Genomic DNA, 19,478 nt, shown 5'->3' with positions numbered 1-19,478 from the left:
ACACCCCTGGTACAGGTGTATTGCACCTGGAGCATTCGGGGGTGTCGTGTCTCCATGGGGAGGCGGGCCGCCGCGCGCGGGCCCTTTTCCCGTGGCGGCGCGATGGCCCCCCGAGAGAAAGGAACCTCCCATGCGCACCCTTCTGACCACCCTTTGCTTCCCCCTGGCCCTCGCGGCCGCCCTCCTGGCCCGGCCCTGCGCCGCGCGGGAATTCGTCGCCTACGAGAATTTCCCGCAGGCTGCGGAATTCGCGTTCGGCGTGACGGGGACGGCCTTGCCCGACGGGCGATTGCTCGTCTGGAATGGCGACGCCATTTTTGTTCAGGCGGACATCGATGCGGACGCCTTCACGCCAATCGCATCGGGCTACGCCGGCGATCCGGGCTTCATCACGCTGGCCCCCGACGGCGCCACGGCCCTGCTGGGCGCGGGTTTCAGCGGAAATCTGTACACCTTCGACACCCAGGCGCCGGCCGACTTCGAAGAAGGCGCCATGGTGGCGAACGCGGCGCATTACGACGGACTTTTTCTAACCGACCGGCTGGTCTTGCTGGACGCCGGGGTCTTTGGCGAGCCGAGCGAACTCGTCATACTGGACTTGCAGGCCGGCAAATCGCGGATGACTCCCGTGGTGCGGAAATCCGAGAAGTACCGCGCAGAGAAGGACACCGTGGTCGTGAAGCCAGAGGGCAGCTATTCCGCGACGCTGGCGAAATCGCCCGTGGACACGGACGCGCTGCTCGCGATGGACGGCAACACGGGCGAGTTGCGGCAATTCAGCATCGCGGCCCTGATCGCGGCCCATGAGGGATCGGCTACGCTCGACTGGGAAGCGGACGGCGCGCTGCTGTCGGCGGAAACGCCCTTCCTAACGGGCGGCATCGCGGGCGTGACCGATGCCGGGGCGCTGGTGAACCCGGGCGCCGGGGCGGTCCGCCTCTACAGCCCCAAGGCCGCGAAGCAGGATTTCACCCACACCCTCGACGCCACACTCCAGCCCGTGGCGCTGGAGAGCGCGTATTACACCGTGATCTTCAACGCGGCCACCAGCGGTATCAATATCCGGGTGGGCGACTTCACGCCGGGCTCCGAAATCAACGGCGCGGTGTTTCGGTACGACGCTGGCGGCATGGGTGGCGAAGGCGAAGGTGAAGGCGAAGGTGAAGGCGAGGGTGAAGGCGAGGGTGAAGGCGAAGGTGAGGGAGAAGGAGAAGGCGAGGGCGAAGGTGAAGGCGAAGGTGAAGGTGAAGGCGAAGGTGAGGGTGAGGGTGAACTCCCGGGCCTGGAGGAAATTGCGCGGGAACTGCGCGACGCCTTCGCGAGCGCGGACGCCAATGCGGACGGCTTCCTGTCGATCGCGGAGGCGCGCTCGGTGATTGCTGGACTCAATGACGCCGTCTTCGAGGTGCTCGATACCAATAACGATGGACTGCTCAGTGAATCCGAGCTCGATGCGCGCATCCCCCTGGCGCCGGGCGGCTGCCAGTTCCTGCGCGGGAAGTCTCTGGACGACCTGCGGAAACACATCGCGGACGTCTTCCTGTTCGGCGTGATCGCGATGGTCCTGGGCTGCTGGGGAAGCGCCCGCCGCGGCGTTCCCGTGGAATAAGATCTGACGTCCAAAACCACGCTGTTGCCCGCTGGAGTGCGGGCAACAGCGTGGGGCGGGCGGACAAGGGACGGACTCGCGCTGGTGACCCTGATCTCGTATCGCCAGACAGGCGTCCAGGGGTCGGCGCGCGTGTTGTCCACGCGAGCCAGAAGGCGCGTGCCCGTCCCGGTAGGGGTAGCACGCATTGGCCTGATGCTACCGCGCGAAATTGCGCTGTGCCGGCCCAGTCTCTCGTGGAACCTGAAGGAAATGTATGAATTCGCCCGGCATTGGCGCCATCCTTCCGCAGGGGCTATAATCCCCGCACGCCATGGAAAACCCGACACCAACAGCACCGCCCCGGACGCCACCCGGCCCGCGTTTTTATGCGGGCGCGATGGCGATCTACCTGGGGACCGTATACGGGCTGAGCCTGTGGGCCGCGGGATGGCGAGGGGCGGTGGAGGCGCTCGGCGCGCACCCGGAAATCCCGGGTTTTACGCGCACGGTGCTCGACGCGCTGGGCGCGCTGACCGGAACCTCGCTGCTGGCCCACGCCATGGTGGCCGTTCCCCTGATCTACGCGTGCATGCTGGCGATCTTCCACGTGACTCGCCTGCTCGTGAAGGGACCGATCTGGCTCGGGTCGCTCGCGGGGACCTCCTTCATGGCGCACCCGGTGAAAACCGAGGCGTTGTTTGAAGCCAACGGCGTCTATTACCTCGCCGCGGCCCTGATGGCGCTCCTTTCCGTATTCGCCTATCTCCGGGTGATCGAGCGCCCATCCCCGGCACGTATCGCCGCCGCGCTCGCGATCTTCGCGTTGGCCGCGTTTCCGTTCGCAATCAACGCCCCGCTATTTGGTGTGCTCCTGCTGCTGGAGTTCTACCCCGCCCGCCCGGAATCGCGAAACTGGCTCCGGCTGGCGCCCTTTCTGGCCGTGGCGACGCTGGCGAATGGCCTTCACATCGAGGCGGTGTACAGCACCCTGCCATCCCCCGTTGCAATGGCCGCGCCGCTGATTCTGTTGATCTACCCCATCGGCCTGCTGCCCGAGACCGTGGCGCACCTGCACGCGCACCCGATGATCGCGTGGAGTTGGGGCCTGTTTGCGCTGGCGCTCGCGATCATCGCGTTTGCCTGCGTGAAAAACGGCCCGTTTCGGCTCTGTCTACTCGCGATCCTGGCGTTTCGCTTCTTTCCTGGCGCCGAGCCCATCGACTACACGACGCTGGCGGGCGGCGCCCAGCTGCTGATTCCGCTCGCACTGGCTTGCATAGGGCTTGCGGGATTTTCCCGCTGGCTGATGCGCTTCGAGCCATGGGGCGCGCCGGTGGTCGCGCTGACCACCATGCTGTGCGTCGTGCTGTTCGTGCTACAGATCATTGCCCACCGGGATTGGCCGCATCTGCGCGACGCCCAACTGCCCAGCGTCGAGCGGCCCGCCGCGAACGGGTCCGCCCTATGAGCCGGGTACGCTTCACGGTAGCGCTCGTCGCGCTTGGCCTGCTGTTGTGCCCGCTCGAATCGCGTGCCCAGGAAAACCTGGCCCCCATCCTCGAGCGCGGCTATATCGCGCACTGGCTCGTCTGCGGGCCCTTCCCGCCCGATGTCCCCGGCGGCATTCTGGGGGCGGTCGCTTCCGGCGCGCCCGTGTTGGGCGACACGGACCACATGGCGCCGCTCGGGGGTATCGCCCGCACGCGTCCGGACCATCTGCTGCGCGTGACGGCGCCGGATGGGGGAGAGGCCATCTGGCAGCGCGCCGGAACCACGGGTCCCGAGCTCGACCTGAAACCCTTCTTCCCCGCGCGGCAGGACGGCATCGCGTACGCCGCGTTCTACACCGTCGCCGACCGGGCGACCGCCATCTTTCTCGACGTGCAGTCGCCGCTGGGCGTGCGGATGTGGGTAAACGGCTTCCCGGCGCGCGCGTACGAGCCGGCGCCCCCGGACGCCGCGGGCGTCACGCAGGTCGCGGTGCGGCTGCGCGCGGGAAACAACCTGGTGGTGATGGAGGTTCCGGGGGCGGATAGCGACGCGATCGCGCGGGCGCTGAACGTAACGTCGCGGGAACTGGCGGCGACAACCTTCGCGAACCGGCCCCGCCTGCGCAACACAAGCGGCTTCGCTATCTCGGCGCGCGTCCGGCCCGCGGAACCGCTCGGCAGCCTGTATTACGTCCCGGAACTGGAAGAGGCGGGCACGTTCTCGGGCGGCGCGGGCGACGCGCGCCAGGACACGTGGCTCACCCTGCACAACCCTGTGGATTCCCAATCCGAACCAGTGGACCTGATCGTGTCCACGCCCGCGTCGGCCATTCCGGACCTGATCGAGGTCGCGCCGATCGATGCGCTGGGAACCGTCCGCGTACCGGTTCCCGTTCCCGTGCGGGGCCTGGCGGACGGCGCCGCCGCGCAGGTGACGGTCCGCATGCACAGCGGCGGCGCGGAGGCTTCGTTCCGCGACGCCATCACCGTGCGTTCCGGCGCGGACCAGCCGGGAATCGTGCGGATCATCACCGGGCACACGCTGCACCGACCGGAAGGAGAAGCGGCGTCGGAAAGCACGGCGCGCTCGCTCGAAACCTATCGGAATCAGGTGCTTTTCCTGCGCGAGGGGACGGGATACGGGTTCGACCTGGGTCACCCGTCCGCGTGGCACGCGCCGTACACCGCGCATCCCGAATTGCGGGCGGACCTGCTGGCGGCGGCGCAGCGGGGGGCCGTGACGGTGCGCGCGCGCTACGCGCCGGTCGACGAGCGTATCGCGGGCGGCCTGTTGCTGTGGCGCAACCTGCAAATCGGGCTCTCGATGAATCAGGGCATGCTCAAAAGCGCCACCCCACATTTTCTGGCGTGGAACGCGCCGGGATTGGCCCCGCAAACACCACAACTCCTGCAACACACGCCGATCCTGGGCCTTATCGGCAACGCCGGACGGGCGGGCCTCCCGCCGCTCGCGCGCTACCTCGACCTGCACGGCGGCGCGCGTTATCTCCGGCACAAACAGCCTTCCCCGGGCCCCGCAAACGTCGAGGATTTGCAGGACCTGGCCGCCGTGCAGCGGCGGGAATTGCTCGCCCTCGGCAGCCCGGGCGATGTACTCGTCGTGGATAGCGCCGTGAATCCGCCCGAGCCCTTCTACCGGGGCGCGGTGGCCAACCTGGCGCGCTCCTTTCCCCGCATCGTGCTGGACGGAGGCGGGGGCGCCGCATTTTTCGATGAAATCGCCGCGGGCGGCCCGGCGCTGGAAACGGCCATTCCGCCGGCCTCGGCCTACCTGAACACCGGCTATACGGGCGACCTGCTGTCCTGGCCCATGCTCAAGCGCGCGCAGGCGCGGTCGGAACGGCAACTCGCAACCGCCGAGACCCTGGCCACCTTCGCAAGCCTGGAGGGCGCCGTGTGGCCCCACGCGGCCCTTGACGTCGCGGCGCGGCAACTGGCGTTTTACAGCACTCCCGCCTACCTGAGCGCGCCGGCAACGCGGGACGACGCGCTCGATGCGCTCGCCGGCTTTCGCGAGGTCGCGGAAATCGCGGGGGAGACTGCGGGCCGCAGCCTGGCGTACATCGCGGAGAAGATTGACACCGCCGGCGCGGTTCCCCTGAATGCCGGCCAATTTGAGGCCATCGTCGCCTTCAACCCCACGAGCCAGATCGCCACGCTGCCGGTACGGGTGCGACTGCCCGCCACGCCCAACGCCGGGGTGATCGTACTGGATGGCGAGGGAACGCCCGTGCCCGCCGCCGTGCGCCCGTACCAGGAAACCGCGATGCTGGAGTTCATGGGACAGAACCTGCCCGCGCTGGGCCACGCCACCTACTTCATGAAGGTGGAAGGGCCACCGTCCGCGCCGGCGTCAGGCCGTGAACTCCAGATCGAGAACGAGTACCTGGCGCTCTTCGTGGCCCCCGCCACGGGAGCCATCGCGCGGATCGAGGACAAGCGCACGGGTGCGCGCCTGGAGGCCGGGCCGCTGAATGACATCGCGTTCCTGGCGTCCAACGACCTCGAAAACAATGGCGGGCGCGACCTCCATACGACCGGCCCCGCCAGCGAGACCTTGCCGCCGCCGCTTTCGATTACCTCCGAACACACCGCGTTCCGCGAGACCATCGTGGTGACTACCCCCATGCGCGGCGGCCTCCTGGAGCGGCGCTACACGCTTGCGCTCGGCCAGCCATGGGTGCATTGCTACACGCGGCTGCGCGACGTCGACCTGCGCGGGCGCGCGGCCTTTGCGGCCTTCACATTGCCGCACGCGGGACGCGGACTGATCGCCGGCGAACGCTTCGGCGCGATCAGCGGCGCAAGGGGGCACACGGACGGGGTCATCCAGACGGACCGCACCGACAACCGTACCGGCAGCGTGGTGTATCCCGCGCACCGGTGGGCCGCTGTCGCGCCGGGCGACGCCATCCAAGTTGGGCCGGACCGCGTCTTCCCGCTGGAGCCCGCCGTGTTGGTGTACGGCGACGATCCCGTGCTGCGCGGAGCGGCGGAGGGGCTCCAGGCCGCTTTGATCCGCCGCGCTATCCCCGCCATACTGCACCAGGCGCCGCCCGAGAAACCCGACTTTCTGTGGACGGACGCCACGAAAAAGCAGGACCTCAACGCCTACCTTCACGACGGCTACCGCATGCGCGTCGTGATCGGCAGCCCGGAGCAAAACCCGGCGGTGCGGGGGTTGCTGGCGCAGGCCGATCCCGAGATGGTGGCCGCCTTCGCCGAACGCATCCCGCAGGGCGCGCGGCTCTTCCTGCGCGATGCGGAGGTTCCCAATGGTTTTGAGCCCGCGCCGTCAATGATCCTCGCCGGGATCACGCCCGCCCAGACCGCGACACTGGTGAACGCGCTCGCGGACGCCGTGAAGGACGGACGGCGCTACCTGCTTCCGCCATCGGCCTGGGCCGGATTGCCCGCCCCGCGCGAACCCGAGGGCGGGTGCGCCATCCTCTTTCCGGGCAGCGCCGGTGTAACCTGGCAGCGCGACGGGCGTCTGCTCGTCGGCCTGGCGCACCGCACCGCGCTCGAACGGACGCCGAGCGGGGGGCAGCTCGCCGCGCTGATGCCGGAATTGCAGTTTGAGTATGCTATCCATCCCTTCAGCGGGGACTGGCGTCGCGCACAGCTCCATACCGCCGCGGAAGCCGCCTTCACGGCGGCCCCCGCCGTCCTGACCGGTATTCACCCCGGGCCCCTGCCCGTGCGCCGCTCCTGGTTTGGCGTGTCCGCGCCCGGGCTGCACCTCACCGGTTTCAAGCCCGCGGGTTTTCCCCACGCAACCCAAACGCGCGATCCGTTTCATCCGCGCAACGGATTCGCCCTGCTCGCATGGGAAACCGCGGGCGAGCCGTGGCAGGGCGAGATCACGAGCGCCTTCCCAATGCTCGAAGCCCGGCGCGCGGACGCCTTCGACATGCAACGGGAGCCCCTGACCGCGGCGGGCCACGCGGTAACGCTCGAAAGCCGGGGCTTTCAGGTCCACCCGATCTGGCTGCTTCCGGGAAATGCCGCGCCGCCGGACGGGCTGGCCGCGACGGGGCGCACGGAAGACCCGCATGGGCCGATACCCACGCGCTACTGGGATGAACACCGGGGCGCCGCGCCGATCCAGCACATGCCGCTGAGCGTGCTCTTGCGCGGATCGCTCGATGGCGATCACCCGATCATTGAGGCCGTGATCAGTAACCACCTCAACGACAAGACCATCGAGGGCAGCGCGCGTCTGATGTCGTCGGCCGGCATCAGCTTCGGCCCCCGGGAATTCCCGTTTTCCCTGGCGCCCGGCCGCCAGCATGTTGAGCCGATACACGTCGCGTTTACGCCGGAGGCAGGGACGGACCGCGCGCTCGCCCTGGAGGCGACGTACGAGCGCCAGACCGCGCGCGATGTGCTCGCCGCCACGGACACGCCCGCGGTGCTGACCCTGAGCCGCAGCGGCGCACAGTTGCGCGCGGAGATTCGAAACAATGGCGGACTTGCGGTGCAGGGCGTGCTCGACGCGATTGTCTCGCCTGCGCATTGGCCCGAGACCGGCCGTTTCCCCGAGGTTTCCGTTCAACCCCGGCGCCAGGCGGTGAATGTGCCGCCCTACAAGTCGCAAACGCTGCTGTTCACCCTGTCCGACCCCGCCGCGCAACCGGAAGTCTGCGCGCGTCTTTCGGCGAACGGCGCGGCGCAGTACCAGTTTTTCCCGGCGGGCCGGGCCGAGACCAACGCCCCCGCGTCAACCACGCCGCCCCCGCCGCGCGGCAGATAGGGCGTGCGGCGCTTCGCGCGTTCGGCGGCGGGTTTGCGCGGCCGGCATGCCCCCCGCTAGGATCGGACCTTTGGCAGGCGGCGCGCCCGCACAATCGGCTTCACGCACCCAACAACACACCGCTACCCGCGACCTCACGGGAGTTTCCAGGAATCCAATGAATCTCAAGGGAATCGCTGTCTACCTGTCGCTCAGCTACCTGCTGGTCTTCCTCTTCGTCTTCATTGGCCACGCCGAGGGCGCGCTCTCGATGGCCTCGCCGAACCTGTTCCAGTTTCTGCTGCTCGCCGCGCTCATGGGCATACCCGCGCTCTGCGCCGCAATCGCGCGGCACTTCTGCCCCGACAACGCCCCGGCGCCGCACCCCATCTGGCCGGTCCGCTTCGACACGGTCGCGCGCGCCACGCTGCTGCCGATCGCCGCCTTCGCGATCACCTACCTGATCGCAACCCTCGCTGGCCTGACCTATCCCCAGTGGAATCTGGCGGGCCTGCTCAACCGCGTTTCCGATCAAATGCCCGCGCCCCTGCCGCCCGAGGCCGAAGCGGTGGCGCCCGTGGCCGCGCTGGTTTTCTACCCCTTGATCAGCATCGCCGTCGGCGCGACGCTATTCGCCCTGCTGGCGCTGGGCAGCGAAATCGGGTGGCGCGGCTACCTGCTCCCCCGGCTGATGCCCGCCGGGCGCATTCCGGCCTATGTCCTCACCGGTCTCCTCTGGGGGATCTGGTTTGTCCCTTTCCTGCTCGCCTGGTATCGGGAGACGGAAACGGCAGGCGGCCTGGAACCCCTGCTCCGGGCGCTCGCGCTGGCCATCGTGCTCGGCGCGGTGCTCGGGCAGATCGCCGATCGCGCGCGCAGCCTCGGCGCCGCCGCGCTCTGTCTCGGCGCCTTTGCGGGCCAGGCCAGCGGCATCTGGGGCCATCTCTTCCAGCAGTCAAGCCCGCCGTGGACCGGCGCGGCCGGCTGGATTGCGATCGGCGTCTGGGGGCTGCTCGCGTGCATGCCGGGCCTGTATACGCCCCGAAAACCAACCACCGAACCGGCTGCGGAATCCGGCGCCGCGTTGTAATTTCAGGCCCCAGCCCCTAGAATACCCGTTTGACCACACGCAGACCCCACCGTACGGGAGCACACCTTCATGAAAAAGAACCACCTCACACGGCGGCAATTCCTCGGCAAGTCCGCCGCCATCGGCGCCGCCTTTGCCGCGCCGGCGATCATTCCCTCCTCGGCCCTTGGGCTCGGGGGCAGCACCGCGCCCAGCGAGCGCATCACCATGGGCGTCATCGGCAGCGGCCTCCAGGGCACGTCCAACATGACCGGCTTTCTCGCCTTCAAGGACGTGCAAATGATCGCCATCGCCGATGTCGACAAAGCCCACCGCGAAGCCGCCGCCGCGATCGTGAATAGGAAGTATGGTAACAGCGATTGCGCGCTCTACAACGACTTCCGCGAATTGAATGATCGCGACGACATCGACGCCGTGATTATCGCAACGCCCGACCACTGGCACGCCCTGAATGCGCTGGACGCCGTCAGGAAAGGGAAGGACGCGTATGTTCAGAAGCCGCTCGCGTGGTCCGTACAGGAGGGACGCGCGCTGGCCGATGCCGTGAAACAGCATGGGCGAATCCTCCAGACCGGGAGCCAGCAGCGCTCCGAGGGCGGATTCCGCCGCGCCTGCGAGCTGGTGCGCAATGGGCGTATCGGCGCGCTCAAATATGTCAACATCGGTATTCCGGGGAACAACCGCGAATGCGGGCCGACCTGGACGCCGGAGCCGGTTCCGGAGGGCTTCGACTACGATTTCTGGCTCGGGCCCGCGCCGTGGGCGGAATACCACCACCAGCGCTGCCACTACGAGTTCCGTTTCATCCTCGATTACTCCGGCGGACAGGTCACCAACTTCGGCGCGCACAACCTCGATATCGCGCAGTGGGGCCTCGGCATGGACGACTCCGGGCCGGTGGAAGTCTATGGCAACGGCGTCTTCCCGGAGTCGGGCCTGTTCACCACCGCGACCAAGACCTATTTCGAGTGCCGCTACGCCAACGGCGTGGAGCTGGTCTGCAAGACGGGCAAATTCGGGATGACCTTCGAGGGTACGGAAGGCACGATTTATGTCGACCGCAAAACGATCAAAGCCTGGCCCGAGGAAATCCTCAAGGAAAAGATCGGGAAGGACGAGGTCCAGCTCTACAAGAGCGACGATCATTACCGGAACTTCGCGGACTGCGTAAAGAGCCGCCAGGATCCCATCTGCACGGCGGAAATCGGCCACCGATCCGCGACGGTCTGCAACATCGGCAATATCGCGATGCGCCTCGGCCGCAGGCTCGCGTGGGACCCCGTTGCCGAGCGTTTTCCGAACGACGAGGACGCCAACGCGCTGCTCGGCCGCGACATGCGCGGCGAATGGGCCCTGTAGGGGACTGGCTCGGTTTGCAGTTCGCGCGCGTACGGCGCATGCCGCCACGCGATCGCGGACCAATCCGTGCCTGCTCCGAAAATAAGCGACACAGCATTACCACAACCGCCTCACACAAACCAGAGGACGCCAAGATCAAACAAGGAAGCGTCAAAGGCTGGGAGCGCAGGCGTCCCCGCCTGCCAGGCGGCGAAGCCGCCGTCTGTTTTTATCCTTAAAGGCTGACGCAATGCGTCATAAAAGGCTGTACCCCGAAAAATTCTAAAGCATACCGCCACACCCGTCTCGCGGCGGGCGACCCAACAAACGAAAACCTCATAAGGCAACGATACAATGGCAGAACCCATCTGGCAAGACCTCTTCGACGGCAAGACCCTGAATGGCTGGACCCAGCGGAACGGCAAAGCCCAATACACCATCGAGGACGGCGCCATTGTCGGAACAACCGTACTCGGGGAGCCGAACAGCTTCCTCTGCACCGACACGATTTACGGCGATTTCGTCCTGGAACTCGAGTTTCTCGTGCACCCCAAAATGAATTCCGGCGTCCAGATCCGGTCGAACAGCTACGCGGAGTACAAGGACCACCGCGTCCACGGCTACCAGGTCGAGATCGATCCCTCCGACCGGGCGTGGACCGGCGGCATCTACGACGAAGCCCGCCGTGGCTGGCTGTACAACCTGGAGAACAAGCCGGAAGCCCAGAAGGCATTCAAGCAGGACGGGTGGAACCACTTCCGCATTGAATGCCGGGGAACCTCCATCAAGACCTGGGTCAACGGCGTGCCCGCCGCGGACCTGGAAGACGGCATGACCGCCCGCGGCTTCATCGCGTTGCAGGTCCACAGCACGAAAGAAAAGGATCCCATGCAGATCAAATGGCGCAACATCCGCCTGCAGGATCTGGATCGCGCCTTTCCCGAAGCGAAACCCGAAAGCGAACAGCGCAAGGGATAAGGCCCACGTACGGCGATAGAAGAATCAGCCAGTATCGTCGAGTATCGCATTCCGATATACTTTATCCGTCTGAAGCAAGGCGTTCGCCGATATGAGATGCCTTATTTACAATGGCCGTATTCGTCATTTCCGCGAAGGGGATGTCGATTTAACGTGTGCGGTGAGCGCATTTTCTGCAATTCTGTGCTAACGCCCTATGGCGTCATTCCCGCGAAGGCGGGAATCCAGTGGAATTCGGAGGTTTGTGCGTTCGCGTCGCTGGATCCCCGCGTTCGCGGGGATGACGGATCTGCTCATTCCTTCCATAGTGTAGGGTGAGTTAAGTAAGCCGACAGCCCCTTTCGTGGGGATGACGGTGTTCGATCACCGAGAGCCGCCGCCGTCGGGTGCGACGAGGGTGACTTCTTCAGACGGCTAAAGAATAATCGCATTCCCAGTCTTCGACAGGATTAGCAGAGTTTCTTCCAATCGTGTCAATCATCTAAATCGTGTCCAATTCAAAACTCGCTGGAGCTTTCCGCTATGCAACGCGCTCGCAGAACACTTCGGGTGGCTTTGATTGCCGCCGCAACACTCGGATGCGTACCGGCGCTCGCCGAACCCGCCCAGCCCATCGATATCGGCGATCGCCGGGAACTCTTCATAGACGATCATCTCATCGACGCCATGGAGAACGTCCAGCTCCTGGTGCACGCGCCCGAACCGCAAGAGATCGCGGTGCACTGCGACGCCCCCTGGGACGGCAACGGCGGCGGCTACTTCACCGTGCTGCACGACGCGCGAGAATCCGTCTACCGCATGTATTACCACGCCTGGCAGATTCCCACCGGTATCGAGCCGGGCGGCCCGCTGACGATCGCCTACTTCGAGAGCGAGGACGGCATCACGTGGACGCGCCCCAACCTGGGCCTGGTCGAGTTCAACGGCTCCAAAGAGAACAACATCATACTGGACACGATGGCGGATGGCGGCGGCTGTCACGATTTCTCGCCGTTCATCGACGCGAACCCCGCCGCGACGCCCGAGGGGCGCTACAAGGCCACGGGCGCCGGCGCAAAGACGGATGCTGGCGTCTTTGCATACCAGTCCCCCGACGGCATTCACTGGTCGCCGATGTCGGACACGCCGGTGTTCGACAAGGGCGCCTTCGACTCGCAGAATGTGTCGTTCTGGTCCGAGACCGAGCAGCAGTACGTGCTCTACTACCGCGTCTTTTCCGGAGGCGGCTACAAAGGCACCCGCCTGATCAACCGAGCCGTATCCCCGGACTTCCTCACTTGGACCGACGAGGGAACGATTGCCTTTCCCGAAGGGGAGGGCCCGCAGCCGCTCGCCCAGTTCTACGTCAACCAGATCATGCCCTACTACCGGGCGCCGCACCTCTACATCGGTTTTCCCGCCCGCTACGTGGACCACGGACTCACCGAATCAACCCCGCTCCTTCCCGAATGGGACCTCCGCGAGAAGCGCATGACCGTCTCCCCGCGTTACGGCACCGCAACGACCGACTCGGTCTACATCACGAGCCGGGACGGCCGGAACTTTCGCCAGAGCAACGATGTCTTCCTGCGCCCGGGACTCAAGACCCGCCACAACTGGTCCTACGGCGACAACTACATCGCCTGGCACGTGGTGGAGACCGCGTCCACCCGCGACGACAGCCCCCGGGAGCTTTCGCTCTACGCAACGGAATCCTACTTCACCGGGCGCGATTCCCGGCTGCGCCGCTACACCCTGCGCATCGACGGCTTCGCTTCCGTCCACGCAAAATCGCGGGAAGGTGAATTCACGACGAAGCCGTTCACCTTTTCGGGCAGCGAACTTTCGCTCAACGTCGCCACGAGCGCGGCGGGCATGGTGCGCGTCGAAATTCGTGACGCCGAAGGGAAACCGATACCCGGCTTCGCGCTGGACGAGTGCGACCTCGTCTACGGCGACAGCCTCGACCGCCGCGTGAGCTGGAAAGGCAACCGCGACGTGTCCCGCATCGCCGGCCAGCCGGTGTCCCTGCGCTTTGTAATGCGCGAGGCGGATGTCTACGCGCTGAAGTTCGAATAGGCGCCGCCAACCAGGATCGCGGTCGTTCCCCCCGGCAAAAGCCGCCGCGGACAAGGGACGTACCCGCGCACACACGCCCGCTCCTGGAATGCGCACCCCGGCGTCAACCATATCCCCGCCATCCAATCGGCAAGCGCGCCAGAGCGGGGGTACGTCCCGGCCGGGGTAGCCCCAGCACGCGCCCTTCCTCACATTGCAGGTTCGTATGGCGCTCGCCGCGTGCTGGAAGTTGAGTAATTCGTAATACGTTAGCCGTATGAAGCAATGAGCAGGAATGATTCCAGGCGCTTCGGTAATCTACGAGATAGCACGGCTAAGGGATCGCGGGCATTCTTGCCTGCGGCAACGCCTGCGTTGACTTTCAACGGGCACGGCTGATCTGAAATAGAATCGCGGCGTCCCCGGCAATGGAATCCAATGGGCACCGGGGGCGATACAAAAGCGCGGTGATCGCATAAAGTGGTTCATCCGGTCTTGGCGTACTTGGACCGATCATTAATGTCTGGCCGAACGAAGATAACCCCAGTGTCTACATGGGCGGCCAACGTGGGTTAGCCTTCCAGGCTGACGCAGCGCGTGCGGCGCCTTCGAACGGCCCATCAACGCCACAAGACGCGGCCCCGGACTCCCAAGGCGATACGATACTTCCTTCATTCGTGACCAATCGCGGTTGAACTCATCAAACTCCTTCTCTATCCGTGCAATCCGTGTAATCCGTGGTCAAAACTTCAGATCGCGGCCAAAGGCCGCGCTGAGTCCATTCGCGTTCATTCGCGGTTCAATCAAATCTTTTGTGTTCTCTGTGCTCTTTGTGGCCCCCGATCCAATCCCTCCCGCGCATCGACCCCGCATCCCGACTCGGCTCCATTCCAAACTCATTGGCATGCCCCCCTTCAAAAACTTCCTCTCTTCGTGACCTTCGCGCCCTTCGTGGTGATCATTTCTTTGGTTGCGGCCAGAGGCTGCCCTGTGCAAATCTGTAGGAAAGCCCTGCTCTTCAAGAAATCAAAGGCCGACCTGCTATCGTTCCGTTTGAGTCTTCGAACCCGGTCAATAGTCTCTCTTATTCGTGTGAATTCGTGTTCATTCGTGGTTGAAAAACTTCTTTGCTTCAGACGGCTAAACGGTTACGAAGTTGAAATGCGATTGCACCGCGCCCGTAGCCTTTTCGTGAAGGCGAACGCGCCGGCGTAGTTTTTCCCGGGGGATGGGAGTGTGAACCATGCCTGTTTCGTTTCTCGCGCGTTGCGCGATCGTCGCCGCCCTGCTCTGCCCGCTTTCATGCCCCGCCGAGGCGACCGGCGCCACCGGCCCCGATCCCGCCACTTTCCGGGATCCCCCGGTCGACTGCCGCCCGCACACGCGCTGGTGGTGGATGGGCAACGCGCTGTCGAAGGAGGACATCACCTTCCAGCTCGAACAGATGCGCGCGCAGGGCATTGGCGGGGTCGAGCAGATTACCATGGGGCCGGTCTATGAAAAGGGCAACGTGGACTATCTCTCGCCCGAATACCTGGATCTCGTCCGCCACGCCGTCTCCGAAGCCAAACGCCTCGGGATGGAGTTCTCCCTCAATTTTGGCGGCCCCGGCTGGGTCATCGGGAACGACTGGGCGCCGCAGGAGGACCGGAGCCAGAACATGGTTCCCACGGCGATCGAATTGCGCGGGCCGGGACGTTTCGCGGGGCCGCTGCCGGTTGAGGTGGAGGCCCGGAGTGGGGGATTCGGCGTTTCCGGTAAGGAAATCACCGCCGCGGACCGGCTGATTGCCGTGGTTGCGGGGCGGATTGCGGACGGGAGCCTGGATCCCGATTCCCTCGTGGACCTCACCGCGCAGGCGGAAGGCCATAGCCTCGCGTGGGAGATTCCCGAGGGCGACTGGCGGCTCATGGCCTTCTGGCTCACCTACACGGGGGATGGAAACGCCATCGACCACTTCAACACCGGCGCCATGGAGCGGCACTGCGCCGTGGTGGGCGGGAAGTACAAGGAGGCCCTCGGCGCGGACTTCGGGACCACCGTGGAGTCCGTCTTCTGCGACAGCTTCGAAGTGGCGCTGCTCCCGGGCGGCATCTACTGGAGCGGCGGCCTGCTGGACGAGTTCGAGGCATTGCACGGCTACGACCTTCGCCCCTGGCTGCCCGCGATCTGGTGGGAAGTGGGGGACCTGGCGCCGCGCATCCGTTACGACGTAAACGCCTTTCTCCACCACGCCGGCATCGAGCACTTCTTCAAGCCCTTCCTGGCCTGGTGCGAGGCGAATGGCGTGAAGGGGCGCATCCAGCCCTATGGCTTTCCCACCGACATCCTCGAAGGCGCGGGCATGACCCACCTGCCCGAAATGGAAATCACGGCGGGGGAGAAGGACACCGTGCCGTGGTTCGACACGCGCATCGGCCCGAGGGAATACACGGCGTCCGGCGCGCATCTCTACGGGCGCAATGTCATCACGGTGGAGGCCTACACCTACATCCACTGGGAACCCTACCGCGCCACGCTGGAGGAGCTCAAGATCGCCAGCGACACCTTCTTCCGGGCGGGCGCGAACAAATTCTACAACCACGGCTACGTCGCCACGCCGGAACGCGACATCGCGCCGTCGCGTGGGTTCTTCTCCGGCGCGCGCATCAATCACGAAAACACCTGGTGGAAGTATTACCACCACCTCGCGGACTACGTGGCGCGCACGTCATACCTCATGCGACAGGGGCATCCCGTGGCGGATATCGCGATCTATTCGCCACTCGCCAGCCAGTGGACGAAGGACGTCCTCAACGCCCGCAAGTGGACCCGCGGCTTCGAGTGGGGCGCGCTCGGGGGCCTCCTGCACGCCAACGGCTACGACTTCGACCTCATCAACGACGATGTCCTGCAGGGCCGCGCCGTATTCGATGGGCAAGCCATTCGCGTCGGGGATCTTGCCTACCGGATGCTGCTCCTCCCCAATATCGAGGCGATGCCGTTGGATTCGCTGGAGCGCATCCGTGTCTACGTCGAAGGCGGCGGCGTGGCGATCGCCCTCGAACGCGCGCCCGAATTCGCCACCGGACTGCGGGATCACGCCGCAAACGACGCCCGGGTTCGGTCCATCGCCGCCGAACTGTTTGATACGCCGCGCGGCCGGGACGCCACCGCGCCCCGGCGCGTGGGGGACGGCCAAACCTACCACATCCGCGAGGTCATCGACCGCTCCGACCTCCTGAGCCTCCGGGCCAGCGTGTTCGACCCCTTCGTCAATACGCTGCGGCGGCATGTGACGCCGGACTTCGGCATCGACTTCGTCCGCGAGGATCTTCGCGAAAACAACGGGCTGGTCTACGAACACCGCCGCGCTGGCGAGACGGATATCTATTTCGTCGCCAATATTCAGGACCGTCCGGTGGATATGCGCGTTGCGTTTCGGGTTTCCGGAAAGGAACCGGCGGAATGGGACCCGTTCCGCGGCGCCGTCACGCCCCTGCTTGAATTTGAGCGCCAGCACGAGACGACGGTGCTGCCGTTGCGGCTCGGCGCCTGGGGCTCGACCGCCATCCGCTTCACGCCCGACACCGGGAAGCCCCACCTCGCGCGGAGCGACCTGGCGCGCGTTACGGCGGTCGGCGAACAGCGGGTCGAGGGCCTGGCCGACCACAACGGCGTGGTCAGCGCGACATGGCCCGACGGACGAACCGCGCAAACATTGGTTGAGGGCATCCCGGCGCCACTTGCCCTGGGCGGCGCGTGGCGGTTGGTATTGGAGAGCCCGACGTTCTCCCGCTACGAAGCCACCCTGGAGCACCTGGAATGCTGGACGAAGCGCGCCGAAACGAAGCACTTCAGTGGCACGGGCGTGTACGAGCTCGACTTTACGCTCCCGGATCGCTATCTGGATGAACGTCTCATTCTGGAACTGGATCTGGGCGCTGTGGGCGGCGTCGCGGAGGTCGAATGGAACGACAAGCCCGCCGGCGTCGTCTGGATCCGGGATCAGCGACTGGATGTGACGCCGCATGTCCGTTCCGGTTTGAATCAGCTTCGGGTTCGCGTAACCAACACCCAAATCAACCGAATTGCCGGCCTTGATCGCCTGCCCCCGGTTCCCGAACCGCTTCAAGCGCGCTACGGCGCCGGAAAAAACGACGACGGGGACGGCGCCAGCACCCTCCTGGGCTTCGCGCCGCTTCCCCGCTCCGGAATGCTGGGTCCGGTGCGTCTGATCCCCGGCCAGCGGATTCATTTCAACACGAAATAATCCGAAGATCCGGCGCCGCAAGCCTTTATAAATTCCTTCGAGTTGAACATAATATTATCGATACGCGCGGTATACGCGATATGAATCTACGGAATTATTGTTTTACCAGCTATAATGACTGTTTTTATTTTTTTTATTGACGAATAGGGACTTCCCTGCTATATTGGAAATCACGAAGACGGTGGCTGCGACGGAAGCGGGAAGTTGGGTCAGCTTCCCAAAGGTCGAGCTCAACGGCGTGGGTGCTGTCCTCGTGCGTAGAGAGTCAGTTTCCTTGTGTTTCATACCCCTTTTAATTTAACGAGGAGAGAGCAATGCGTAGAAAAGGTTTTACTTTGATCGAACTGCTGGTGGTTATCGCGATCATCGGCATCCTGGCGGCGATTCTGCTGCCGGCGCTGGCCCGCGCCCGCGAGGCCGCACGGCGCGCAAGCTGCCAGAACAACCTGAAACAGTGGGGCCTCGTGTACAAGATGTACGCGAACGAGTCCCAGGGCGAGAAGTTCCCGCGGATGTCCACGGGCGTGGAGCGCCTGCCCTGTCAGAGCGCGGGTGATCCGGGCGCCGTTGGCAGCGCCTGCGGCCCTCACAAGATGTTGAGCGCGCCCCAGGGTGTGTTGATCTATCCGGAATACATTGCCGACCTGAACATCTACTGGTGTCCTTCCGGTGTGGATTCCCACCAGAACCCCGACAACTTCATGTGTCCCTCGGGCGGATGGTGCCGCTCGCCGATTGATCAGACACTGGGCTGGGGCCTGAATGCGACGCTGTTCGACGACCGCAATTACATCTACGTCAACTGGCTGGCGGATAACACCCACACCTTGGATACCATGCGTTACGTTTGGTCGACGTGGCGCAGCGCTTTCCCGGGAACGGTGGATGCCGCATCCCGTGCGGCGTGGGTGAATCTTGCGAGCAACGACATCCGTTTCGGTTCCGGCCACCCCTACGGCAATACGGCGACCCTGGCGGCCGCCCAAGCCTACTTTGACAGCGTCGAAGCACAGTACAACGCGGTCGGGGTCAGCAAGACGCTCGTTCAGGGCAGTGGCGGAAGTCGCGATTCGATCCTGGTGCTCCGTGAAGGCGTCGAGCGCTTCCTGATAACCGACATCAACAACCCGGGCGCGAGCGCCAAGGCCCAGAGCGAAGTCTTCGTCATGTGGGACCGGATTGGTGTGAGCGGCCGCAGCAAGGATGGCTTCGCCCACATCCCCGGCGGCATCAACGTACTCTACATGGACGGCCACGTGTCGTTTGTGAAGTACGAGGCGCCGGACGGCGACATCGGCGACGGCCGCACCGCAATCATCGGTCGCGCGACCTGATGCTGGCTGGTTAGTTTGACCGTGAACTGGAGTAGTTGAGCGTGGCGCGCGCCCGGGCTGGGCGCGCGCCCGTTTTTTTCACCGAAGTGCGGCTCCCCGCGGGGATGCCGGGCCGAGCTTGGCTCAGGGAACTGGAGGCGCAATGAAAACGCGTTGGACGTGGGTAATCGTACTGGCCGCCGTGGCCGCGGGGTGCAATAATCTGAACGAAAAAAGCGCTCCGGCGGTTTACCAGCCAATGGACGATATCTATCAGGCCGCCGCCGCCGGCGACCTGGAAGCCGTGCAATACTTCATCGCGGCGGGTGACTGGGACCACAACCTGATCAACCACGAGGGCATGACGCCGTTGCACGCCGCCGTAAAGGGCGGAAACGTCGACATTGTGGTGCTGATGGTGCAGCAGGGCGCATTTATCGAGATGACGGACACCTCGCGCAGGACACCGCTGAAATACGCCCAGGAGCTTGGTAAGACAGAAGTCGCGCAAGTGCTACAGCAGCTCGGGGCGACCCAGTGAGGGCGCCATCGCCGGGATTGACGCCAGCGATCCACCCACTTATACTTGAGGGCGCTTGCCTTGGCGGCGCCCAAATGCAGGGCGTGGGTTGA

At 65.1% G+C, this 19,478-nt stretch carries 9 protein-coding genes and 1 pseudogene; all 10 read left to right on the top strand.

Annotated elements, in window-relative coordinates:
* The first annotated feature begins 130 nt into the window (after positions 1-130).
* The 10 genes and pseudogenes from KF886_07480 (at position 131) to KF886_07435 (ending at position 19,386) form a co-directional block, all read left to right on the top strand.
* Positions 131-1,609 (top strand): hypothetical protein, encoded by a 1,479-nt coding sequence (locus tag KF886_07480; GenBank protein ID MBX3177182.1) that lies wholly within the window; start codon positions 131-133, stop codon positions 1,607-1,609.
* 379 nt (positions 1,610-1,988) lie between these two features.
* A complete protein-coding gene (locus KF886_07475; protein MBX3177181.1) occupies positions 1,989-3,059 on the top strand; it encodes a hypothetical protein in 1,071 nt (356 codons plus the stop codon).
* Positions 3,056-7,858, top strand: coding sequence for a hypothetical protein (locus KF886_07470; protein ID MBX3177180.1), 4,803 nt, complete (start codon positions 3,056-3,058; stop codon positions 7,856-7,858). Before KF886_07475 ends, KF886_07470 begins: the two co-directional genes overlap by 4 nt.
* A 157-nt stretch (positions 7,859-8,015) precedes the next feature.
* The gene (locus tag KF886_07465) at positions 8,016-8,927 is read left to right on the top strand and encodes a CPBP family intramembrane metalloprotease (protein ID MBX3177179.1); all 912 of its coding nucleotides are present in this window, start codon (positions 8,016-8,018) and stop codon (positions 8,925-8,927) included.
* A 69-nt stretch (positions 8,928-8,996) separates the two neighbouring features.
* Entirely contained in the window at positions 8,997-10,286 is a 1,290-nt protein-coding gene (locus KF886_07460; GenBank protein MBX3177178.1) for a Gfo/Idh/MocA family oxidoreductase, read from the top strand.
* A gap of 333 nt (positions 10,287-10,619) precedes the next feature.
* The gene (locus tag KF886_07455; GenBank protein MBX3177177.1) at positions 10,620-11,243 is read left to right on the top strand and encodes a DUF1080 domain-containing protein; all 624 of its coding nucleotides are present in this window, start codon (positions 10,620-10,622) and stop codon (positions 11,241-11,243) included.
* A gap of 522 nt (positions 11,244-11,765) precedes the next feature.
* A complete protein-coding gene (locus KF886_07450; GenBank protein MBX3177176.1) occupies positions 11,766-13,301 on the top strand; it encodes a hypothetical protein in 1,536 nt (511 codons plus the stop codon).
* 1,222 nt (positions 13,302-14,523) lie between these two features.
* Positions 14,524-17,532, top strand: coding sequence for a hypothetical protein (locus KF886_07445; protein MBX3177175.1), 3,009 nt, complete (start codon positions 14,524-14,526; stop codon positions 17,530-17,532).
* A 314-nt stretch (positions 17,533-17,846) separates the two neighbouring features.
* Positions 17,847-18,011: pseudogene (locus KF886_07440) on the top strand (prepilin-type N-terminal cleavage/methylation domain-containing protein).
* Positions 18,012-19,008: 997 nt separating this feature from the next.
* On the top strand, positions 19,009-19,386 hold the full coding sequence (locus KF886_07435; protein MBX3177174.1) for an ankyrin repeat domain-containing protein: 378 nt from the start codon (positions 19,009-19,011) through the stop codon (positions 19,384-19,386).
* Positions 19,387-19,478 lie beyond the last annotated feature (92 nt).

It is taken from the genome of Candidatus Hydrogenedentota bacterium (assembly GCA_019637335.1).
Taxonomy (GTDB): Bacteria; Hydrogenedentota; Hydrogenedentia; order Hydrogenedentales; family JAEUWI01; genus JAEUWI01.
This window is presented reverse-complemented; position numbering and strand designations above follow the sequence as displayed.